17 protein-coding genes and 1 pseudogene are annotated in these 21,559 nt (G+C 63.1%); 10 read left to right on the forward strand and 8 right to left on the reverse strand.

All coding sequences use genetic code 11. The features are described 5' to 3' along the window. Window positions 1–223 precede the first annotated feature (223 nt). Complete coding sequence (locus IAE38_RS16230) at window positions 224–1,882, forward strand: putative bifunctional diguanylate cyclase/phosphodiesterase (protein WP_201218298.1); 1,659 nt, start codon at window positions 224–226, stop codon at window positions 1,880–1,882. Here the strand turns inward: IAE38_RS16230 and IAE38_RS16235 are convergent. Continuing rightward, entirely contained in the window at window positions 1,879–3,240 is a 1,362-nt protein-coding gene (locus IAE38_RS16235; protein WP_201218299.1) for a NorM family multidrug efflux MATE transporter, read from the reverse strand. The genes IAE38_RS16230 and IAE38_RS16235 overlap by 4 nt on opposite strands. 157 nt (window positions 3,241–3,397) lie before the next feature. Here IAE38_RS16235 and IAE38_RS16240 point away from each other — a divergent pair, with 157 nt between their 5' ends. The 3 genes and pseudogenes from IAE38_RS16240 (at window position 3,398) to IAE38_RS24365 (ending at window position 6,378) form a co-directional block, all read left to right on the forward strand. Continuing rightward, complete coding sequence (locus IAE38_RS16240) at window positions 3,398–4,324, forward strand: LysR substrate-binding domain-containing protein (protein WP_028632918.1); 927 nt, start codon at window positions 3,398–3,400, stop codon at window positions 4,322–4,324. Between the two features lie 155 nt (window positions 4,325–4,479). Next, window positions 4,480–5,523, forward strand: a pseudogene (locus IAE38_RS24360) (Cache 3/Cache 2 fusion domain-containing protein); the annotation flags it as partial. 132 nt (window positions 5,524–5,655) lie between these two features. Continuing rightward, entirely contained in the window at window positions 5,656–6,378 is a 723-nt protein-coding gene (locus IAE38_RS24365) for a methyl-accepting chemotaxis protein (protein WP_442967374.1), read from the forward strand. 40 nt (window positions 6,379–6,418) lie between these two features. Here the strand turns inward: IAE38_RS24365 and hglS are convergent, their stop codons facing one another. Together hglS and IAE38_RS16255 are read right to left on the reverse strand one after the other, a co-directional pair. After that, the gene (gene hglS, locus IAE38_RS16250; RefSeq protein ID WP_201218301.1) at window positions 6,419–7,813 is read right to left on the reverse strand and encodes a 2-oxoadipate dioxygenase/decarboxylase HglS; all 1,395 of its coding nucleotides are present in this window, start codon (window positions 7,811–7,813) and stop codon (window positions 6,419–6,421) included. Window positions 7,814–7,942: 129 nt separating this feature from the next. After that, window positions 7,943–8,836, reverse strand: a complete 894-nt coding sequence (locus IAE38_RS16255; RefSeq protein WP_201163787.1) for a LysR family transcriptional regulator — start codon at window positions 8,834–8,836, stop codon at window positions 7,943–7,945. Between the two features lie 134 nt (window positions 8,837–8,970). Between IAE38_RS16255 and amaB the strand changes: the two genes are divergently transcribed. Together amaB and amaA are read left to right on the forward strand one after the other, a co-directional pair. Continuing rightward, window positions 8,971–10,461: an L-piperidine-6-carboxylate dehydrogenase gene (gene amaB / locus IAE38_RS16260; protein WP_028632922.1), complete on the forward strand. Its 1,491-nt coding sequence runs from the start codon at window positions 8,971–8,973 to the stop codon at window positions 10,459–10,461. 128 nt (window positions 10,462–10,589) lie between these two features. Next, complete coding sequence (gene amaA, locus IAE38_RS16265) at window positions 10,590–11,876, forward strand: L-pipecolate oxidase (protein ID WP_201218303.1); 1,287 nt, start codon at window positions 10,590–10,592, stop codon at window positions 11,874–11,876. Window positions 11,877–12,219: 343 nt separating this feature from the next. Here the strand turns inward: amaA and IAE38_RS16270 are convergent, their stop codons facing one another. The 3 genes from IAE38_RS16270 to IAE38_RS16280 all read right to left on the reverse strand — a co-directional run bounded on the left by IAE38_RS16270 (window position 12,220) and on the right by IAE38_RS16280 (window position 15,487). Continuing rightward, window positions 12,220–13,710, reverse strand: coding sequence for a YifB family Mg chelatase-like AAA ATPase (locus IAE38_RS16270; protein WP_201218304.1), 1,491 nt, complete (start codon window positions 13,708–13,710; stop codon window positions 12,220–12,222). 176 nt (window positions 13,711–13,886) lie between these two features. Next, window positions 13,887–15,194, reverse strand: coding sequence for a type II toxin-antitoxin system HipA family toxin (locus IAE38_RS16275; protein ID WP_201218305.1), 1,308 nt, complete (start codon window positions 15,192–15,194; stop codon window positions 13,887–13,889). Beyond that, window positions 15,191–15,487, reverse strand: a complete 297-nt coding sequence (locus IAE38_RS16280) for a helix-turn-helix domain-containing protein (RefSeq protein WP_028632926.1) — start codon at window positions 15,485–15,487, stop codon at window positions 15,191–15,193. Before IAE38_RS16280 ends, IAE38_RS16275 begins: the two co-directional genes overlap by 4 nt. Window positions 15,488–15,945: 458 nt before the next feature. Between IAE38_RS16280 and IAE38_RS16285 the strand changes: the two genes are divergently transcribed. After that, window positions 15,946–17,973 (forward strand): DUF4034 domain-containing protein, encoded by a 2,028-nt coding sequence (locus IAE38_RS16285; protein WP_201218307.1) that lies wholly within the window; start codon window positions 15,946–15,948, stop codon window positions 17,971–17,973. Here the strand turns inward: IAE38_RS16285 and IAE38_RS16290 are convergent. Further along, window positions 17,970–18,398, reverse strand: a complete 429-nt coding sequence (locus IAE38_RS16290; protein WP_028632927.1) for a TOBE domain-containing protein — start codon at window positions 18,396–18,398, stop codon at window positions 17,970–17,972. The two genes, IAE38_RS16285 and IAE38_RS16290, sit on opposite strands and share 4 nt — an antisense overlap. 26 nt (window positions 18,399–18,424) lie before the next feature. Continuing rightward, window positions 18,425–18,688, reverse strand: a complete 264-nt coding sequence (locus tag IAE38_RS16295) for an accessory factor UbiK family protein (protein WP_201218308.1) — start codon at window positions 18,686–18,688, stop codon at window positions 18,425–18,427. A gap of 362 nt (window positions 18,689–19,050) precedes the next feature. Between IAE38_RS16295 and glnK the strand changes: the two genes are divergently transcribed. The 3 genes from glnK to sutA all read left to right on the forward strand — a co-directional run bounded on the left by glnK (window position 19,051) and on the right by sutA (window position 21,530). After that, the gene (gene glnK / locus IAE38_RS16300; RefSeq protein WP_002555808.1) at window positions 19,051–19,389 is read left to right on the forward strand and encodes a P-II family nitrogen regulator; all 339 of its coding nucleotides are present in this window, start codon (window positions 19,051–19,053) and stop codon (window positions 19,387–19,389) included. 47 nt (window positions 19,390–19,436) lie between these two features. Beyond that, window positions 19,437–20,768 (forward strand): ammonium transporter, encoded by a 1,332-nt coding sequence (locus IAE38_RS16305; protein ID WP_028632930.1) that lies wholly within the window; start codon window positions 19,437–19,439, stop codon window positions 20,766–20,768. Between the two features lie 432 nt (window positions 20,769–21,200). Then, window positions 21,201–21,530 (forward strand): transcriptional regulator SutA, encoded by a 330-nt coding sequence (gene sutA / locus IAE38_RS16310; protein ID WP_201212613.1) that lies wholly within the window; start codon window positions 21,201–21,203, stop codon window positions 21,528–21,530. Window positions 21,531–21,559 lie beyond the last annotated feature (29 nt).

A 21,559-nucleotide genomic window follows, 5' to 3' on the forward strand; every position in this document is an offset into this window, starting at 1 on the left:
CGTCTGACGCGCGAGTCAGACTTTTGCAGCATCATTAGTGGCACTAATGGTTGCAGCTGAAAAAATCGTATTTGCCGGGTGGTCAGGATTCGCGCACGATGCACGACAAAATACGTCGGAATGACATCACACAAGAACATGTTTAAAAGTGAAAATCATTTTCATTAAATGCAGTAATATGGCCACCGTTCATCGTTGCACCGTAAAGCTTTAAGGAGCCCCCTTGCCTACGCCTGTCGAACCTCTGCGTTTGCTGCTGTTGGCCAATGAGCCGGAATGGGCCACTTTGCTGCACGCGTGCATGCCTGCCTTGCGCGGTACAACCGTGCTGGTAACGGCACCCAGCTGGGAGGCGGTCGACAGCCTGTTCAGCCAGGACCGCCAGGCGATCGTGCTGGCGACCCCGGCCCTGTTGCCGGCGGCGGGCCGGTGCGAGCTGCCCACCATCTTGTTGCTGAACGACGAACCTGAAACGGTGCCAGCGGGTGTCAGCGATTGGCTGGTCAGTGACCAGCTCAGTGCCCACACCCTGCGCCGCTGCCTGCGCCATGTGCGCGAGCGGGGCGTGCTGGTGGCCACCTTGCAGCGCCTGGCAGAGCAGGACCCCCTCACCGGTATAGCCAACCGCCAGGGTTTCCAGGCGCTGCTCACTGCTCGCCTGGCCGAAAACGAAGGCCGCGGCCTGGCCCTGGGCCACCTGGACCTGGACAACTTCCGCCACGTCAACGATGCCCTGGGCCACCAAAGTGGGGACAGGCTGATCCTGCAGGTGGTCAACCGCCTGACCCACCAGCTGGAAGCCGGCGACCAGCTGGCGCGGCTGGGCAGTGACGAGTTCGCCCTGCTCATCGACACCCGCCGCGACCCCAAACGCGCCGAGTGGATGGCCGAACGCATCATCGAGGCGCTGGCCGAGCCTTACTGGATCGACGGTGAAAGCCTGCTGCTGGGCTGCAGCCTGGGCCTGGCACATGCCCGCGCCCAAGGTGGGGCCGACCCGCTGATGTGGCACGCCCACATCGCCATGCGCCAGGCCAAAGGCAGCCAGGGCTGCACATACCATGTCTTCAACGAGCGCATAAACCGCAATGCCCGCAGCCTGGCAGACCTGGAGAGCGAGCTGCGCCGTGCCCTGCGCCGCGATGAGCTGGAGCTGCACTACCAGCCGCGGCTGAACCTGGCGGACGGCCACATCGTCGGCCTGGAGGCCTTGGTGCGCTGGCGTCATGCCGAGCGTGGCCTGTTGCCACCCAGCGAATTCGTGCCCCTGGCCGAGCAGAGCGGCCTGATCGTGCCGTTGGGCTACTGGGTCATCGCCCGTGCGCTTCGGGACATGCAGGCGCTGCGAGCCGCCGGGCTGGAGCCGCTGCACATGGCCGTCAACCTGAGTTTCCGCCAGTTTCAGGACAGCCAGTTGCTGGCCACCTTGAGCCGGCTCATTCAGGAATATGGCGTCGATGCCCGCTGGCTGGAATTCGAACTGACCGAAACGGCCGTGATGCGCCGCAACGAGCTGGTGCGCCAGACCATGGACGCTTTGGGGCGCCTTGGCGTGCGCTTCTCGCTGGATGACTTCGGCACCGGGTTTTCGTCATTCGTGCACCTCAACAGCCTGCCCATCGCGCTGCTCAAGGTGGACCGCAGCTTCGTCGCCGAGATGGAAATGCGCGAAGAAAACCGCAAGCTGGTGCACGCCATGATCAACCTGGCCCACAACCTCAACCTGGAGGTGGTGGCTGAAGGGGTGGAAAGCGACGAGCAACTCGCCTTGTTGCGGGGCTATGGCTGTGACCAGGTGCAAGGTTTTCTGGTCAGCAAGCCATTGCCCGTGGACGAACTGATGGCGTTTCTGTCGCAGTGCCAGCAGGCCGAGGCCGGCTAGCCGGCTTTACCCAGCATGCGCTTCATTCGCCATTCAAAGCCGAACGTAAGCGCCACCGCTGCACACGCCAGGCCCAATGCCAGGCCCCACCAGACCCCGACCGCGCCGCCGCCCAGGGTAAAGGTGAACAGCCAGGCGCTTGGCGCGCCCACCAGCCAATAGCACACCAGCCCGATCAGGAACGTGGTCTTGGCGTCTTTCAGCCCGCGGATCGAACCCATGGCGATGGTCTGCATGCCGTCGAACAGCTCGAACCAGGCGGCCACCATCAACAACTGCACGGCCAGCTGGAATATCGCCGCGAACGCAGGGTCATTCCGGTCGATGAACAGCCCCACCAGGGCGTCGGGCAGCAGCCAGAACAGCGCGGCGAAGGCGAACATGATCATGCCCCCCAGGGCGATGCCAATCCGCCCGGCGCTGCGGGCTGCCAGCAGGTTGCCCGCACCGAAGTACAGGCCCACACGCATGGTCACGGCGTAGGAAAGGCCGGTCGGCACCATGAACGCGGTGGACACGATCTGCAGGGCGATCTGGTGCGCGGCTAGCTCGGTGCTGCCCAGCACGCCCATGCACAGCGCCGCGAATGCGAACAGCCCCACCTCCACCATGTAGGTGCCACCAATCGGCAGCCCCAGCCGCCACAGCTCGCGCAACGCCGGCAGCGACGGGCGGGACAGGCCTTTGCGCAGTGGGTAGGCGGCGTAGGCCGGGTGCCAGCGGATGTACAGCGCCAGGGCAATGGCCATGCCCATCGACACCACGGCAGTTACCAGCCCGATGCCCATCAGGCCAAGCATTGGCAGGCCAAACATGCCTTCGATCAAGGCAACGTTCAACAGGTAGTTGAGCACCGTACCCACCAGGCTGATGACCATCACCGGGGCCGAACGGCCCAGGGCGCTGGTAAACCCGCGCAACGCCATGAATGTGAGGTAGCCAGGCAGGGCCAGGGGTAGCAGGGTCAGGAACTCGGCGGCCGAGGCCACGTTCTCGGGCTTTTGCCCGAACAGCAGCAGCGCCGGCTCCAGGTTCCACAACACCAGCGCCGCAAACAGCGCCAGGCCCCATGCCAGCCACAGGCCGTTCTGGGCCAGGCGCGTGGCCCCTTCTATGTCGTTGCCGCCCTTGCGGATGGCCACCAGGGTGCCGACCGCCGCGATCACGCCAAGGCAGAAGATCGACACGAACGAGTAGCTCGCCGCACCCAGGCCGCCACCGGCCAAGGCCTGCGGGCTGATGCGGGCCATCATCAAGGTGTCGGTGAGTACCATCAGCATGTGCGCCAACTGCGAGGCGATCAGCGGGCCTGCCAGGCGCAGCAATGCCTTGAACTCGGTAGTGGGGGCGACGTGCATGGGGCGGTCCTTGGTGATGACAGGCGGGAACGAAGGGCGATTCTGAGGCCTGGGTCAGCTTTGCACAAAAGGATAAATGCGATCATTGGCATGAGTCTGACTCATGCATGTAAGCTTCCTGATCATTTGCCCCAAGGGCCCGTGTGCCAGGAGCCTCATGCAACGCAAGCTGCCTCCCCTCTATGCCCTGCGCGCATTCGAAGCCGCAGCGCGGCTGAACTCGTTCACCCGTGCCGGCGAAGAACTGTCCATTACCCAGAGCGCAGTCAGCCGGCACATTCGCACGCTGGAGGATCACTTTGCCTGCCGCCTGTTCATGCGCAGTGGCCGCAGCCTGCAACTGACCGAAGCTGCACGGGTGTTGCTACCGGGTGTGCGGGAAGGCTTTGCCGCGCTTGAGCGTGCCTGTGACACGTTGCGCGGTGAAGACGACATGCTGCGCATGAAGGCGCCGTCCACCCTGACCATGCGCTGGTTGCTGGCCCGGCTGAGCCGCTTCCGCCGGCTGCAGCCTGGCAACGAAGTGCAACTGACCAGTGCCTGGATGGACGTGGACCATGTGGACTTCAACCAGGAACCCTTCGATTGCGCGGTGCTGCTAGGCGATGGGGTGTTCCCGGCAGAGTGGGAGGTGCGCAAGCTGTTCCCCGAACTGCTGGTGCCGGTGGGCGCACCAGGGCTGCTGGATGACGGGCCCTGGACCGCGGCGCGCCTGGCGAGCAGCGAGCTGCTGCACCCTACGATGGACAAGCGCGACTGGCGGGTATGGCTGGAGCGCCTGGGCCTGGGTGGCAAGGTTTCGCTCAAGGGCGGGCAGGTGTTCGACACCCTGGAACTGGGCATGATTGCGGCGGCCCGCGGCTACGGTGTTTCTATCGGCGACCTGACGATGGTGGCCGAAGATGTGGCGCAGGGGCGCATGAGCCTGCCATGGCCGACGGCGGTACCCAGCGGCATGGACTACTACCTGGTATGGCCGCGCACACGGCCGGGCGGCGAGCGGCTACGCCGCTTGAGTGCCTTTCTGCAAGCAGAGGTGGCTGCCATGGCGCTACCCGAGGTGGCGATCCTGCCAGCCCTTTGATTGCGAGCCGTATATCCCGGCCCGGCACTCAAGTATTCAGCGGCGACGCCGATCAAGTGGCACCAGCGTCCCGGAAGAGGGCGCGCTTCCCGTCGAATAGAAGCGGGCGGTCAGCGTGATCAGGATGATCCCGGCCTCTTGCCAGGAGCTTCCCCATGCCTCAACCGCGTGCCCGAATTGCCTCGCAACTCGGTATCGCCCTCGCCATCGTGCTGGCGCTGGTGATTTCCGGCAGTACCCTTTTTGCCCTGCGTTCACTGGACGATGCCAACCTCGCCACGCGCCAGGCCCACCTGGCCAGTGAGGCGCGCCTGCTGGCCGACCAGCTAGACACGTTCCACGGCTCGCTCAAGGACAATACCCAGCGCCTGAGCGGCCTGTTCGAGCGCCGCTTCGCGTCTGGGCTGTCGCTGCATGCAGGGCAGACCGTGCAGGTCGCAGCCCAGGCAACGCCGGCCCTGTACCTGGGCGATCAGCTGTTGAACAACGACTTCCAGCAGGTAGACGACTTCCAGCAGATGACTGCCGGTATCGCCACGGTGTTTGTGCGCAGCGGCGACGATTTCGTGCGCATCAGCACCAACCTCAAGAAACAGGACGGCAGCCGCGCTATCGGTACCCAGCTCGACCGCCAGCACCCGGCCTACGCCAAGCTGCTGGCCGGGCAGATGTACGTTGGCCGCGCCGTGTTGTTCGACCGCAACTACATGACGCGCTACGTGCCGATGACCGACGGTAATGGCCGAGTGATCGCAGTGCTGTTCGTGGGTTTCGACTACACCGATGCGCAGAATGCCCAGTTCGCCAACCTCAAACGCTTCCGCATTGGTCAGACCGGTTCGTTGGCACTGCAGGATGAAAAGGGCCAGTGGCTGGTACCGCCGGCCAATGCCGAGCAACCGCTGTACAGCGCCACCGCGCCCTTTGCCGAGGGGCCCTGGACCGTGGTTGCGAGCATGCCGCTGGCGGAGATCCGCGAGGTGACCTGGAGCGTAGGCCTGCGCCTTGCCATCGGCAGCCTGCTGGCCATGCTCATGGCTGTGGTTGCCACGCTGTGGTTGCTCAGGCGCAAGCTGCGCCCGCTGGACGACCTGGTGCGCCAGGCCGAAGCGCTCGGGGCGGGTGACTTGAACGCACGGCTGAACGTGACCAGCCACGATGAAATCGGGCAGTTGGCGCGCAGCTTCAACAAGATGGGTGAAGCCCTCTCGAACATGGTCGAGCATATTCGCAGTGCTTCCGAGCAGGTCAGCACCCGGGCCCGTTCGCTGTCTGGCCTCTCGGCTGGCGCCTGCGAGGGCATGGACCAGCAATCAGGCGAAATCACCAGCATGGCAGGCGCGGTGGAAGAGTTCAGCGCCACCTCCATGAACATCGCCGACAACATGGCGGGCACCGAGCGCATGGCCCGCGACAATGCCCAGCAGACCCGCGTGGGCCGCGGCGCCATGGAAGAAGCGTCGCACTCGCTCACGCAGATTGCCGATGCCCTCGGTGGTACCGCCACGGTGATGAACAGCCTGGGTGCGCGTTCGCAAGAGATCGGCAGCATCATCAGCGTCATCACCGCCATCGCTGAGCAGACCAACCTGCTGGCCTTGAACGCTGCGATCGAAGCGGCCCGTGCCGGTGAGCAGGGGCGCGGCTTTGCAGTGGTGGCTGACGAGGTGCGTGGGTTGGCAGCGCGAACCCGCCAGGCCACGGATGAAATCTCCGGCATGATCACCAGCATCCAGCAGCAGACCGGGCACGCCATCACCACGCTGGAGCAGAGCAACCAGCTGATGCAGGACGGCCTGGCGCGCAACGGCAAAGTCGCGCAGGCACTCGCCCGCATCGACGAACAAAGCCGCGCGGCGGGTGAGCAGTTTGCCGTGATCAGTACGGCGACCCAGGAGCAGAGCAGCACTGCGACCGTGCTGAGCCGCAACTTGCAGAGCATCGCCCAGGCCAACGGTGAACAGCGCGAGGTGGCCAACGAGTTGGCATTCACAGCGCGGGAGCTGGAAGGGCTGGCAGCGCAGCTGCGTCAGGAAGTGGACCGCTTCCGCTGAAACAGTGGGGCGCCCCAGGCGCCCCCTTCGATCTGCCGCCTTACAGCGATGCCAGGCTCAGCGCCTGCGCGCAGGCCTGCAACGAGCGGCGCTCGCTTTGCGCGTACAGCGCCAGCTCATCCTGCACCTGCAACCCCAACGCCGCTTCGAAGGCCGCGCGGTTGGCGTTGCTGCCGTACTCGGCCTGGGCATCGTCGCCCAGGTTGGACTGGAAGATCCCGGCGGCGCTTACGGGCAGGAAATCCTCGTACACCAGTGCCTCGAAATGCACGTGGCCTGCGTCGATCAGCCCTTGCAGGGTAGTGGGCCTGCCTTGCTGATCGCGCGCAGCCAGGCCTTTCTCGGTAGCGAAGTAGCGGAAGTACGCCAGGCCCTGCTCACGCATCTGCGCCAGGTCGTCCGGGAAGGCGGCGAACGTGTCGGTGAGCATTGCCATGTATTGCGCGGCATTGGCCTCGGCGGGGGCGCCACCCAGTGCGGCGCGGGTAGCGTCGAGCAGCTGGTCGTAGAGCTGGCGCCCCTTCGGCGTCAGCGCCGCGCCACGTTGCTCGATTTCCCCAAAGCGCGCGGTGTGGCTGCCTTCGCTACCGTGCTGGCCGCTGAATGCGACCTTTTCCTGCAGGGCCTTGAAGCTGGTCTGGCGCAGCAGAATCGGGTGGCGGCGGGGTGGGGGGCCTTCGACCACGGCCTTGGGCGTGATGCCCTTGGCCGGCATGCCGAGCTGGATGGCATCGATGTCCAGGGTGCGCGGGGTGAGGTGGTTGATATGCGGGCCCTTGAACGCCACCACATCGGCGATCAGGCGGTGCTGGTCGTGCAACTGCTGGTACTGTTCGGCGGTGACGGTGGCGTCCCGGTGCCAGCGGAAGGTGTGCAGGGCTTCCTGTACGAAAGCCTGGGCATCTGCGGTGTTCAGGCCGCCATCGCGTTCATGCTGCTCGATCAGCTGGAGTGCGCGAGGGGTGAAGATCTGGCGTTTGGCCAGGATACCCTGGGCCATTTCGCGCAACTGCAGGTTGTCGATCAGCTCCAGGCGCAGCAGCGAAGTGAAAACGCGGAACGGGCTGACGTGCAGAGACTGCTCATGCACGGCACGGAACGCGGTGGAGTGCACGGGCACCCCGGCACTGCTGAGGTCGTAGTAGCCCACCGGCTGCATGCCCATGACCGCAAAAAGGCGGGCGATGGTCGCCAGCTCCTCGGCCGTACCCACCCGGATGGCACCATGGCGTTCATGGTCCAGCCGCTCGATTTCCCCCGTCCAGCGCAGGGCCTGCGCCACGTCTGGCTGTTGGGCCATGACCTGCTGGTTGATTTCGCTCACCAACGCCAGCAGCGTGCCGTACAGCGGCACTTCCTGTTTGTACATGAGCGACATGGCGGCAGAGAACTGCGCGCGGATGCTGTCGGGGCTGACGAAATCGTGGGCGGGCATCGCTAGCTTCCTGGTTGGGTTTGGATACTTACATGAAAGCTGGGAATGTACCGCGCTCACAAGCGAAAAAAAGTGAATGGGTCATTCCTTTTTTGATCGACCTAGTGGCGCGAGCTTGCCTTCAATCACTCAGCAAGCCTGAAGCTGCTCGCCAATCCATTCCACCAACGCCCGCACCTTGGGCACCTCTGCGGCATGCTCGGCATACGCCAGGTAGTGTGCCCCCGTGCTGCGCATGGCATGGCGCCACGGCACCACCAGGCTACCTTCGGCCAGTTCCTTTGCTGCCAGGTAACGCGGCACCAGCGCCACCCCACACCCTGCCTGCGCTGCGCTCAACGCCATGTAGAACGTGTCGAAACGCGGGCCGTGGTAGGCACTGACACTTTGCAGGCCCAACTCGTCGAACCATTCGTGCCAGGCCTCGGGCCGCGAAGTGCTCTGCAGCAGCACCAGGTCAGCAAGCTGCGCCGCGTGCTCAAGCGTGCGGCCGGCCAGCAGTTCAGGCGCGCACACCGGCACCACCTCTTCGCGGAACAGCTCCACGCAGGTGGCCCCCGGCCACGTGCCCTGGCCGTAGAAGAACACAACGTCCGCCGAGCCCTGCAACAGGGCAAACGGTTCCATCTCGTTGCGGATGTCCAGGTGGATGTTGCTGTGCCTTTTGCCAAAGCCCTTGAGGTGAGGAATGAGCCAACGCACGCCGAAACTCGGTTGAGTGGCTACCTTCAATATTTCGGTCTGCTCGCCGTAGGTGAGCACGTAGCGGCTGGACATATCCACCTGGGTAAGAATCTTGTTCACTTCGGCCAGGTAAAGGCTGCCCGCCGGCGTGAGCTGCAGGCGCCGGCGGATGCGCAGGAACAGGTGGTGGCGCAACAGGTCTTCGAGCTGCGCCACCTGTTTGCTGACTGCACTCTGGGTCAGGTGCAGCTCTTCGGCAGCGCGGGTGAAGCTGAGGTGACGGGCTGCAGCTTCGAAGCACTGCAGGGCGGTCATGGAAGGCACCAGGCGTTTTGACATAGCGTTCTCAGTGGCTCAGATCATTACCTGGGGGAATGATATGCGGAATAAAGGTCGTTTGTTGCACCGAAGTGATCGGATTAATACTGATCCACATCATTTTCCAACCTGTCATCCGATGTAGGAGTACACCAATGGTTGCCGCACTGCTCGAGCGCCTGGGGGTTGCCGCCGAGGCTCATACCCAGGGCGATTACCCTGTTTACACGCCCATCGATGGCAGCCAGATCGCCTCGGTGAAACTGCTCGGCAAAGCCGAGACCGTGGCCTGCATCGATCACGCCCAGCGTGCCTTCGAAGCCTGGCGAAGCGTCCCGGCCCCACGCCGTGGCGAGCTGGTGCGGCTGTTCGGCGAAGTGCTGCGCGAGCACAAGGCCGACCTGGGTGAGCTGGTGTCGATCGAAGCGGGCAAGATTACCCAGGAAGGCCTGGGCGAAGTGCAGGAAATGATCGACATCTGCGACTTCGCCGTGGGCCTGTCGCGCCAGCTGTACGGCCTGACCATCGCCTCCGAGCGCCCGGGCCACCATATGCGTGAAACCTGGCACCCGCTGGGTGTGGTAGGGGTAATCAGTGCCTTCAACTTCCCCGTCGCCGTCTGGGCCTGGAACACGGCCCTGGCCCTGGTGGCGGGTAATGCCGTGCTGTGGAAGCCGTCCGAGAAAACTCCGCTCACTGCCCTGGCGTGCCAGGCATTGTTCGATAAAGCCCTGAAGGCCTTTGGCGACGCCCCGGCAGGCCTGGCCCAGTTGGTGATCGGTGGCCGTGAAGCTGGCGAGGCCATGGTCGACGACCCGCGTGTGCCGCTGGTCAGCGCCACCGGCAGTACGCGCATGGGGCGTGAAGTGGGCCCGCGTGTGGCGGCCCGGTTTGGCCGAAGCATTCTCGAACTGGGGGGCAACAACGCCATGATCCTGGCCCCGAGCGCCGACCTGGACCTGGCGGTGCGCGGTATTCTGTTCTCCGCTGTGGGCACTGCTGGCCAACGTTGCACCACCCTGCGCCGCCTGATCGTGCACCGCTCGATCAAGGACGAAGTGGTTGCCCGCGTCAAAGCCGCCTACGGCAAGGTGCGCATCGGCGACCCGCGCAAGGACAACCTGGTCGGCCCGCTGATCGACAAGCTGTCGTTCGACGCCATGCAGGGCGCGCTGGCCAAGGCGCGCGACGAGGGTGGCCAGGTGTTTGGTGGCGAGCGCCAGCTGGCCGACCAGTACCCGAACGCCTACTACGTGTCGCCTGCCATTGCCGAAATGCCGGCGCAAAGCGACGTGGTACGCCACGAAACCTTCGCCCCGATCCTCTACGTGCTTGCCTATGACGACTTCGAAGAGGCCCTGCGCCTGAACAACGAAGTGCCACAGGGCCTTTCGTCGTGCATTTTCACGACGGATATCCGTGAAGCCGAGCGCTTCCAGAGTGCCTCGGGCAGCGACTGCGGCATCGCCAACGTCAACATCGGTACCAGTGGCGCCGAAATTGGCGGTGCATTTGGCGGCGAGAAGGAAACCGGTGGCGGGCGTGAATCGGGTTCTGATGCCTGGAAGGGCTACATGCGTCGCCAGACCAACACGGTCAATTATTCCCGCGAATTGCCGTTGGCCCAGGGGATTGTGTTCGACTGAGGCTGTGATGCAGCGTGGCGGGGGCTTGGCCCCCGTATCGCGGGTAAGCGCGCCCCTGCAGCATCTCTGCTGCCCGCGAATGGGCTGTAAAGCAGCCCCAACAAGAACAACAATGCTGGAGCCGGGCCATGTCCGAACTGCATCAACAATGCTTGTGGGAGTCCGTCAGCAAACCGGCCGTCGCCGCCCAGGCCCTGGCAGGTGAGCACACGGCTGATGTCTGCGTGATCGGTGGTGGCATCACCGGGCTGTCGGCGGCCATTCACTTGCTCGAACAGGGTAAGTCAGTGATCGTGCTGGAGGCCTGGAAAGTGGGCCACGGTGGCTCAGGGCGCAACGTCGGCCTGGTCAACGCCGGCACCTGGATCCGCCCCGACGACGTCGAAGCCACCCTGGGCCAGAAACAGGGTAGCCGCCTGAACAAGGTGCTCGGCGATGCCCCCGGCGAAGTGTTCGCCATGATCGAGCGCCTGGGCATCGACTGCCAGGCCCAGCACAAAGGCACGCTGCACATGGCGCACAACGCCACCGGCATCGCCGACCTTGAGGCCCGCCACCAGCAATGGCGCCGCCGCGGTGCCGACGTGGAGCTGCTGACCGGCGCTCAGTGCCAGGCGTATTGCGGCACCGACAAAATTGCCGCTGCGCTGCTCGACCGCCGCGCCGGCACCATCAACCCCATGGGCTACACCCAGGGCCTGGCCGCTGCCGTGGTGCGCCTGGGCGGCAAGCTGTTCCAGCAGTCTTCTGTCGAAGGCCTTGAGCGTGATGGCGATGCCTGGCGGGTGAGGACAGCGCGCGGCTCGGTGCGCGCGGGCAAGGTGGTGATTTCCACGGGCGCCTACACCGAAGGTGACTGGAGCAACCTGCAGAAGCAGTTCTTCCGCGGTTACTACTATCAGGTTGCCTCCAAGCCGCTGCAGGGCGAAGCCGCCGACAAGGTCTTGCCGTATGGGCAAGGCTCCTGGGATACCCGCACTGTGCTCAGCAGCATCCGCCGCGACGACCAGGGCCGCCTGCTGCTCGGTAGCCTTGGGCGGGTCGACAACAAACCGGCGTGGTTTGTGCGCAGTTGGGCTGACCGGATCCAGGGCCACTACTACCCTGGGCTGGGCAAGGTGGAGTGGGAAATGCACTGGACCGGCTGCATCGACTTCACCCCCGACCACCTGATGCGCCTGTTCGAACCGGCGCCGGGCCTGGTGGCGGTGACCGGCTACAACGGCCGGGGCAATACCACCGGTACCGTGATTGGCCGCGCCTTTGCCGAGTTTCTGCTGAAGGGCGAGGCGGGCAGCCTGCCGATACCGTTTTCACCAATGAAGGGGGTGAGTGCGCCTTCGTTGCGCACAGCGTTCTATGAGTCCGGGTTCTCGCTGTATCACGCGGGGCAGTGTTTGCGGGTGGTGTTGTAAGGGTTGGCCTTTAGCGGGCGAATCGGCTTGGTTTATCTGCGACAGGTAGTGCAAGTGCGCTGGTGAACACCTTCCAGTCCCACCGTATTGTTTGGCGAAGGGGCCGGTTTGAGGGCGCGTGAGGGCTGCCAGGTGTTCGCCGCGACAGAGGCTGCGCCTGTGAGACCGAGCGCCGCCCGCGCGGCGCATCGCGAGCTGCGCTCGCTCCTACGCTTGTTTCGGGCCAGTAACGCATGTGGCAGACGCGCGCGACCGCCTGGTTTGTACGACACGATATCGCGCTATGCACCAAGGCGTTCGCGCACGAATGGTGCACAAACATGTTGGCGCATTGGGGGTATGCCTAACTGTTTCCCGGTCGGTACTGCAGTGCCTCGGCCAGGTGTGCCCTGCCAATGGCCGGGCACTGGTCGAGGTCGGCCAAGGTGCGCGACACTTTCAGCAACCGGTGCGCGGCACGCAATGACAGGGTAAGCCGCTCGCAGGCGACTTCCAGCCATGCCTGGTCGGCTGCAGCAAGGGTGCAATGTTGACGTAGCCCATCCAGGTCCAGAAACGCGTTGGCACAGCCTTGCCGCCGTTGCTGGACGTCACGCGCCTGCGCCACCTTGGCGGCGACCGTTGCGCTGGTTTCACCACAAGGCTGACTGTTCAGCGTAGTGCTTTCACGGGCTACGGTCAGGTGCAGGTCGATGCGGTCGAGCAGTGGCCCCGACAACTTGTTGCGATAGCGCGCGATTTGCTCAGTGCTGCAACGGCAGCGGCCTGTGGGGTCGCCCAGGTAGCCGCATGGGCACGGGTTCATGGCAGCAACCAGCTGGAAACGGGCAGGGAAGCGCACCTTGTCCCGGGCCCTGGCGATAACGATCTCGCCCGACTCCAGCGGCTCACGCAGCACCTCCAGCACCCGCCGTTCAAACTCCGGCAGCTCGTCTAGAAACAACACGCCGTGGTGGGCGAGGGTGATTTCCCCCGGTTGAGGGCGGCTGCTGCCACCTACCAGCGCAGGCCCTGAAGCGGAGTGGTGCGGGTGGCGGAAGGGCCGTTGTGGCCAGCTGCTCAGTGGCGCATGGCCGCTGACCGACTGGATCGCAGCTACCTCCAGCGCTTCGTGTTCATCCAGCGGCGGCAACAGCCCCGGCAGGCGGCTGGCGAGCAGTGTCTTGCCCGTACCGGGCGGCCCGGTGAACAGCAGGTTGTGCGCCCCGGCAGCCGCCAGCAATAGTGCGCGCTTGGCGGCCAACTGCCCCTGTACCTCGCTCAGGTCGGGGTAAGGCCGAGGGTTGAGTACCAGGCCGTTGGCGGCATAGGGCGGCAGTGGCACCTGGCCGTTCAGGTGAGCGACCAGTTCCAGCAGGTGGCCGACCGCATACACCACCAGGCCACTGGCCAGGCTGGCTTCCTCGGCATTTTCTCGCGGCACCACCAACGCCCGGCCAGCTTCGCGCGCGGCCAGCGCCGCAGGCAGCACCCCTTGAACCGCTCGCAATGCCCCCGACAGCGCCAGCTCGCCCAGGCACTCCATATCCGCCAGCATGGTGGCAGGCAGTTGCCCGTCGGCGGCGAGGATGCCCAGTGCGATGGCCAGGTCGTAGCGGCCACCGTCCTTGGGCAGATCGGCCGGGGCCAGGTTTTGGGTGATGCGCCGGGCAGGGTAGTTCAAGCCTGAGTTGACGATGGCACTGCGCACCCGGTCTTTGCTTTCTTTCACGGTGGTTTCCGGCAGGCCCACCAGGGTGAGGTGCGGCAGGCCGTTGGCCAGGTGGGTTTCGACGCTGACGGCGGGGGCCTGCACGCCAACCTGGGCGCGGCTGTGGACGAGTGCTAAGGACATGGACGCTCCGTGGTCGCTGCAAGGGCCGCTTCCTGCGGCCTGGGGCAAGCATAGAGCGTGAGGCGGAGGCGCGTTCTACACGTGTGCGTCAGGGTATTTCAGCACTGATCTTCCAATTCCTCATATGGCCCTACGACTAGCTGGGTACTCATAAGCCACTAGCGCAAGCACTCGCGTTATCGGCGGGTGGGCCTGATCAGGTTGAAATGGATATGATCTTTTTCCAGCACGGTTTTGTAACCGGCGCCTGCTTTCAGGGGAATCCTCACGTCCCTGAAGACTTCATCCCATTTCGCAAATGCTGCTAGCGTTTGCTCGATATAGTCGTGCGGCTTGAGGTATTTGTAGTCAGCGCATAGTTCCTGAATCAACTGCCTGGTGGCTTTTCCTCGACCGCCGTATGCCGTGGTGTGCTCACCCCTGGCTTCAGAGAACGTCAGATCATATGCCGGCGCTAGCGTCCACTTGGCTTCCTCGCCAGGCCGTTCTGGGTCACGGCCGATGAAGGCGAAGTTTTTGGTGTGATCGTCATAGTTGTGAAACAGGGCATTGAAGATCATTACCCTGGCCATTTTTTCGACTTCTGCGGCGCTGCGAGTCAGCGTGCTCGTGAGCTTGAGTAGCCCGCTGTAGTCCATGGAGGGCGCTGTGTAAGGCGCGTACATAAGCGCAGAGACAGTGATCATGTGCAGCTTCTTATCGCCTTCTCTATCAAAGCGCTTTGTCGCAAAGAAGCCCTCACGACTACCATCGGGCATGGTCACGTTCAGGACACTCGAATCAGCCATTTCGACACCTGCGTCCCTGGCCATCAGGTAGTACGCATACTCCATGGCACCCGTTTCAACAGGCTCACCTGGGGCTCTGAATTTGACGATCCAGTGATCGTATCCAGGCGGAATTTGCCCGAAAGCGGACGTTGCATGACTTCCATCTGGAGACATGGCAACGATCGCTTTTGGACGGGCACCACCAGGTGATCCCCCAGCAAGCCGTAGCTTGGTAAGCACCGTCGAGGTTTCCCCTGATAGCACTTCCACGGCGGCCTCAAAGAGCTCCGCAAGGTTGACTGTACCCCGCAATGACTCCCGTTCAGCCTTTGGATGGTACTCAAATGCACCCATGGCTCTGTCGCTCATATATGCGAGCCGATCCAGGGCAGTCACTGTGTAAGCCGTCCCGTCACCGAATGTGGAATTAAGGAATCTGTCCATAAGCAGCATCCCCCAGCCGTCAGGGAGAGAGTCTGCAAATGGGCCATGCAACCCAGCGAACAGCTCAGGCGCTCGTGCGAGCTGAGGTTTGTCGTCAAACTTCATCGTAAATGGCGAAAGGTTGAAGCCTGTAGCGAGCCATCCAGGGTCGTATGTAAAAAAAATCCCACGGCCTTCTTCCCTGTACAGATCACCCACTTTCACACCGCATTTGGTGACCTCGAGGGATTCGAAGCGCTTCAGCTTCGGATAAGCCTGGCGCGGATTCATCTGGTCCCCCGTTTACGATTAGCGTTTTTCAGTTCTGCGAGGGAATTTGGCTGGGAGGGCCTGAACAGGGCCGTTACAGGCGTGAGCTCATCGAGCGCAGTGGCCAGCAAAATCATCGACTCAAGGGTAATAGAGCCTGCCGTCTCGAACCGCTGGATCGACGACTCCGACACCCCTGAAAGCTTAGCCAAGGTCTTCCTCGTGAGGTTTTTTGATAGCCGTAGCTTTTTTGCATTTCTTCCTACATCACGAGCGATCTCTGCGGGAGAGCTAAGCAGATGCATGAACGACATTGCCGTCCTCCTGGATTTCTAGGCTAAAAGGCAAATCAGACCAGTTATGAGCGTATAACCAGCTAAATTGGTCATTTCTGACCATTATAGTCGATCTGCGTCGGGGAGACTTCTATCCTCTGCTAAAAGTCAAATATGACTAATTAATGGCTAAAAATAGCATTCCTCTGTCAGATCTGACTGATTGCGCTTTCTGCTGCACAATTGCGTATGTGAAACACGCCTAGCCCCAGTTTTCATCGGGGTTTACCGCCTACGGCGAACGGCACGCTGCAAATGGAGTGTGTGGTACGTTCTTTTTCCAAGCCTGGGAGCCATTTGCACCTGCTCGTTTTAACCTGCAAGTGGATCCAATTATTTTGCGCGCTCGGCTGCTTTGGCTTACTGTTGCTGGGCAAACCGTCGATGCCATTGGATGGCACCGCTTCTACCTTGAAATGGACTTGAGGTATTGCTCTGTGCAAACGCTCACCCACACGCGGGAGGCGATCCGCGAGCTGGTTCAGGCCAGTGCATTCGTTGAACTCAATCGGTTTTTCGACAGCCTGGAGGCGCGTTGGCGCCAGGCCCTGCCGGGTGAATTCCCCGCCTACATGGCCGCTGTCGAGGGGCACATGCTGGTCGTGCCCGAGCAGGGCGACAGGGCGCTGAGCCAAGTCCTCGAGGCCTGGATCGATGCCTGCCCCAGGGCTTATCACCCCCAGGTGGTCATGGGTTTTCACTGCTTCAACAGGGCTCGCCAGGTGGACCAGAGTGGCACGCGCACCGCGGCGCGCTTTCTGGCTGTGGAGCAGATGTGCGAGACAGCGACGGCGCACCTGTTGCGGGCAATGGCCCATTCCCGTCAACCCGCAGCGGCGGCTATCGGCATGCTGCACATCAGCGCTCACTTCCGTGAACCAGGCTGGCTCATCGAGTTGTTCCAGCACCAGCCCGCGCGCTTCAGGCCCAACGCCAATGCCGATGTTGAAGTCCAGGAGGCAGCAGCGCCGTTTTTGGTCAGGCATGGCGTATTGCCGCTGGCAGAGCTGCCGAAAGTGCTGCCGGCTGGCTTGCAGCCGCGCAACGACGAGCCTAAGGAGGCTCCGCACCACTACTGGATGCGCCATGCCCTGGCCGCTTGCCCCGGCTGCTTCGAGGCCATCCAGGCGTATGCCCAGTACCTGTTGCCCCGCTGGGGGGGCAGCTCGCAGGCAGTCGAGCTGCTGGCCAGTGGGCCGCTGTGCGAAAACTGGGGCGAGGCGATGCGCAATGCGGTGCGCTGGATGGCTATCGAAGACCGGCTTGTGTTACCGGCCTTCGACCAGCCGCAAACGGTCGATGATTACCAGGCGTTATGCGATGCCTGGGCCAAGCGCCCGCTCAGGCCCAGGGATAACGCCGTGGTGCTGGCCTGGCGTGGCGCGCTGCGAAGCTGCGCCATACCGGCACGTGGCGATGCCTTTGCCGATTTTGTGGCGAGCCTGGCATGTGACGCTGACCTTGGGGCCATTCAGGCGCTGGGCCAGCCATTCAACCGCCTGGTGGGGGTTGCGCTGGCGAGCGGGGCGGCCAATGAGCAGGCCCTGTTGCACACGGCCATGCTGCGCTTGTGTGAAGGGCGCTCCCATGCTGCTGCCTGCGCCTTGCGGGCTGCTGCCTATCGTTTTGGCCTGTGGGGGATGGCGCGTAATGGCGAGCAGGCTCGGCACTGGCTGCAGGTCGCGGTCAGGCGCCAGCGTGCAGGCCAGGCACCAGGCTTCGAGCTTCTCGACCTGGTGCGCCTGCTGTGGTCGGCAAACCGGCACGAAGTGGCGTGCTACCTGCTGGAGCGCTGCGCCGAACTGAACCTGCGGGGCGCCGCGTTGGCAATGTTCGAGCTGCATCACGGCGACCTGGGCCACACCCCCGAACATTACCTGGACGATGAAGTGGCCGAGCGCTGGTTACAGCGTGCGGTTGAGGCCGGGAGCCGGCAAGCCAAGTACCGGCTGGCTTGCCTGCGCATGCGTGGCGATGCGAACCTGCGTGACCGTACTACCATGCTGGGTGTGCGGCGGTTGTTGATCGACGCGTTGGGCCACCCGCAAACCAACGCTTGTGCACGGCTCCGGCTTGGCATGCTGCTGCGCCAGTTTGGCCACGCACGGGAACGCGCCGAGGCGGTGGCCTACCTGTTGAGCCTGGTGGAACACCCGGACCCGTGGATCGCTGCCCGGGCCAGTGCCGAACTGGGCCTGGCCTGGATGCAGGGGCGTGGCACCCGCAGGCAAAGCCGCTATGCCGCCATCGAGTGGGTCAACCATGCTGCCACCCTGCAGCCGGGCGATTCCGTGATCGAGCACATCCACGCCGAAGTGCTCAATTCGAACAACCGGGTAAAAACCCTGTTCACTCAGTGCGGTGCGGCCCTGTTCCGCGGCAACCTGCGCCCCGGGGAACTGCCGCCAAAGGCCGCCCCGCACGCCTTCGCCAGGCGCCTTGAGCGGCCCTTCCAGCCACTTTAGGGCTTGGTGCCGAGGATGATGTGCGATGCCTTGATCAACGCGGTCGCTTTCACGCCAGGCGCCAGGCCCAGCTCCTGCACGGCTTCGCGGGTCACGATGGCATACACCTCGGTGCCCCCGGACAGCTTCAGCACAACCTCGGCGTTTACGGCACCGTCGCCCACCCGCACCACTTCACCTTCAAGTGCGTTGCGGGCCGATAGTTTGTAACCCGCCGCGTCGGTGAGCAGCACCACCCAAGGGGCTTTTACCAGTGCCACGGCCTGCTTGCCGACGTTGATGTTCAGGTTGTGCAGGCTGGTCATGGTGACCACCGCTACCAGTTTCTCGCCGCCGGCCAGGGTAAGTTCCACTTCAGCGTTGACCGCACCGGGTTGAACACTGCTGACTTTGCCTTCGAACGTATTGCGGGCACTGACTTTCATCGCGTTGACTCTCCTTGGACGGCGGGTTAATCGGGGCGGGTCGGGGACAGCCTTGCCTCTAGCTCACTCACCTGTTGCTCAAGGGCCTCCAGACGCGCCCGGGTGCGGGCCAGTACCACCATCTGGCTGTCGAATTCTTCGCGGCTGACCAGGTCAAGCTTGCTGAAGGCACCCTGCATGAGCACCTTGAACTGGCTTTCGAGTTCGGCGCGGGGCTGGTTGGTATCGCTGTTGAACAGGCGCGAGGCCTGATCGCTCAGGGCATCGAGGAGGGCTTTGGGCGCGAGCATGAGGCTGTCCACTGCAATTGAATGATGGCAGCCAGTGTATCACGCAGCCCTGAACGGCCGGACGCACCCAGCGGCTGCACATTTTTCGCGCAGCGAGCCGGCGCCAGGCGCACCGAAAGGGTGCGCGCCACCCATGCTGGCGACTGGCCAATGCCTGGCATGAAGCATAACGTGCTGTTTTTCCTGGGTTTGCCTGACCTGGCAAGGTTTCTGCAATGACATGATCGAGCCATGCACTGATGCAGTTCCTTGTGACCAGGCGGCGCGCATGCCGACGATGCGTTACAAAGCCAACCGCTGCGCTTAGACTTGAGACGGGTTTGTTTTCCTGGGGCAAGTCCACCAAATCGGGAGAGAGTTTCATGAAGCTAGTCACAGCCATCATCAAGCCGTTCAAGCTGGACGACGTGCGCGAGTCACTGTCGGAAATCGGCGTGCAGGGCATCACCGTCACCGAGGTCAAAGGCTTCGGCCGGCAGAAGGGTCACACCGAGCTGTATCGGGGTGCCGAATATGTGGTCGACTTCCTGCCCAAGGTGAAGATCGATGTCGCCATCGACGACAAGGACCTTGATCGGGTAATCGAAGCCATCACCAAGGCGGCCAACACCGGCAAGATCGGTGACGGCAAGATCTTCGTGGTGAATCTGGAGCAGGCGATCCGTATTCGTACCGGCGAAACCGATACCGACGCGATCTAAAGCAACAACAAAGCCTCACCAAACCCAACGCCCCAGGAGAAAACAACATGACTCTGCGTAAGATCGCAGGGCTAGGAGCCCTTTTGTCCTTCGTAATGCCCGGGCTGGCCCTGGCAGAAGAAGCTGCGCCCGTGCTCAACTCCGGCGACACCGCCTGGATGCTGACCGCCACGGCGCTGGTGCTGTTCATGACCATCCCCGGCCTGGCCCTGTTCTACGGCGGCATGGTGCGTTCCAAGAACCTGCTGTCGGTGATGATGCAGTGCTTTGCAATCACCGGTCTGATGAGCATTCTCTGGGTCGTCTACGGCTACAGCATCGCGTTCGATACCACCGGTATGGAAAAAGGCGTGCTCAACTTCAATTCCTTTGTGGGCGGCCTCTCCAAGGCCTTCCTCAATGGCGTCACACCCGACCACCTGACCTCGGCCACCGCGCTGTTCCCTGAAGCGGTGTTCATCACCTTCCAGATGACCTTCGCCATCATCACCCCGGCGCTGATCGTGGGTGCATTCGCTGAGCGCATGAAGTTCTCCGCCATGCTCGTGTTCATGGCCATCTGGTTCACCCTGGTGTATGCCCCGATCGCCCACATGGTATGGAGCGGTGACGGCGCGCTGATGTGGGACTGGGGCGTACTGGACTTCGCTGGCGGCACGGTCGTGCACATCAATGCGGGTATCGCTGGCCTGGTCTGCTGCCTGGTGCTGGGCAAGCGCAAAGGCTACCCCACCACCCCCATGGCGCCGCACAACCTTGGCTATACGCTGATGGGTGCAGCCATGCTGTGGATCGGCTGGTTCGGCTTCAACGCAGGCTCTGCCGCCGCGGCCAATGGCACTGCCGGCATGGCCATGCTGGTTACCCAGATTGCCACCGCTGCTGCAGCGCTGGGCTGGATGTTTGCCGAGTGGGTCGGCCACGGCAAGCCAAGCGCTCTGGGCATCGCGTCGGGCGTGGTGGCTGGCCTGGTAGCCATCACGCCGGCTGCAGGCACCGTGGGCCCAATGGGCGCCCTGGTGATCGGCCTGGCCTCGGGTGTGATCTGCTACTTCTGCGCAACCAGCCTCAAGCGCAAGCTCGGCTATGACGATTCGCTCGACGCCTTTGGCGTCCACGGTATCGGCGGCATTGTTGGCGCCATGCTTACCGGTGTATTTGCAGCCCCGGCACTGGGTGGCTTCGGCGCTGTGACCGACATCGGCATGCAGGTGTGGATCCAGGCCAAAGGCGTGATCTTCACCGTGGCCTACACCGCCATCGTCACTTACGTGATCCTCAAGGTGCTGGACCTGGTGATGGGCCTGCGGGTCAACGAAGAAGAAGAGTCGGTCGGCCTCGACCTGGCTCAGCACAACGAGCGTGGTTACAACCTGTAACTGCCGCCCTGTAAAAACTTGCCCGGCTTGCCGGGCATTTTTTTGCCAATTTTTTAGCTTTTCCTGCATGGCAAACGGTTTATCTCACACGTTCGCCACGTAGGCATAAAACTTACAGATTAAGGCGCATTCATGGCGCTTTGCTTTTTCTGCGGGCGCGCTAGAATGCGCGCCGAAGGGTGTTGGACGCGAAGCGCCCACGCTTCACCAGCCTTTGCTAGGCTTGCCAGTGGCGGGTAGCCAGCATGGGTTGCAAGTTATGTCGAGGCCTTGCCATCAGCAGGGCCTGCCGGGTACCGCCTTCCCATCAGGGGTGCGGACCCAGGGGCAGTGGCCCATATCCCACGGCCAGTTGAATTTTCACCAGTGGCTGCCGGTCTACGGCTGCACTGGTCTCTAACTAACCTGCTTTTGCAAGTCATGAGGTAGAACATGAGCGACGACGATCTGGAAAATGATGACCTCGAGGTCGGTGACGAAGAAGAAGGCGATGAAGGCCTTGAAGCAGCTGCTGACGACGTTGCCGAAGATGCAGGCGACGACGACAGCAGCCCGGCACCTGCCGCCAAAGGTAAGTCGAAGGCTGCTGTCTCGGTAGACGAGATGCCCAGCCTGGAAGCCAAGCAGAAGGAACGCGATGCGCTGGCCAAGGCCATGGAAGAGTTCCTGGCGCGCGGCGGCAAGGTTCAGGAAGTGGAGGCCAACGTGGTCGCCGACCCGCCCAAGAAGCCAGACAACAAGTACGGTAGCCGCCCTATCTGAGTGGTTGCGTACTCAAGAGCCCGCCGTCG

The sequence above is a fragment of the Pseudomonas sp. S32 genome (assembly GCF_016648095.1).
Taxonomy (GTDB): domain Bacteria; phylum Pseudomonadota; class Gammaproteobacteria; order Pseudomonadales; family Pseudomonadaceae; genus Aquipseudomonas; species Aquipseudomonas parafulva.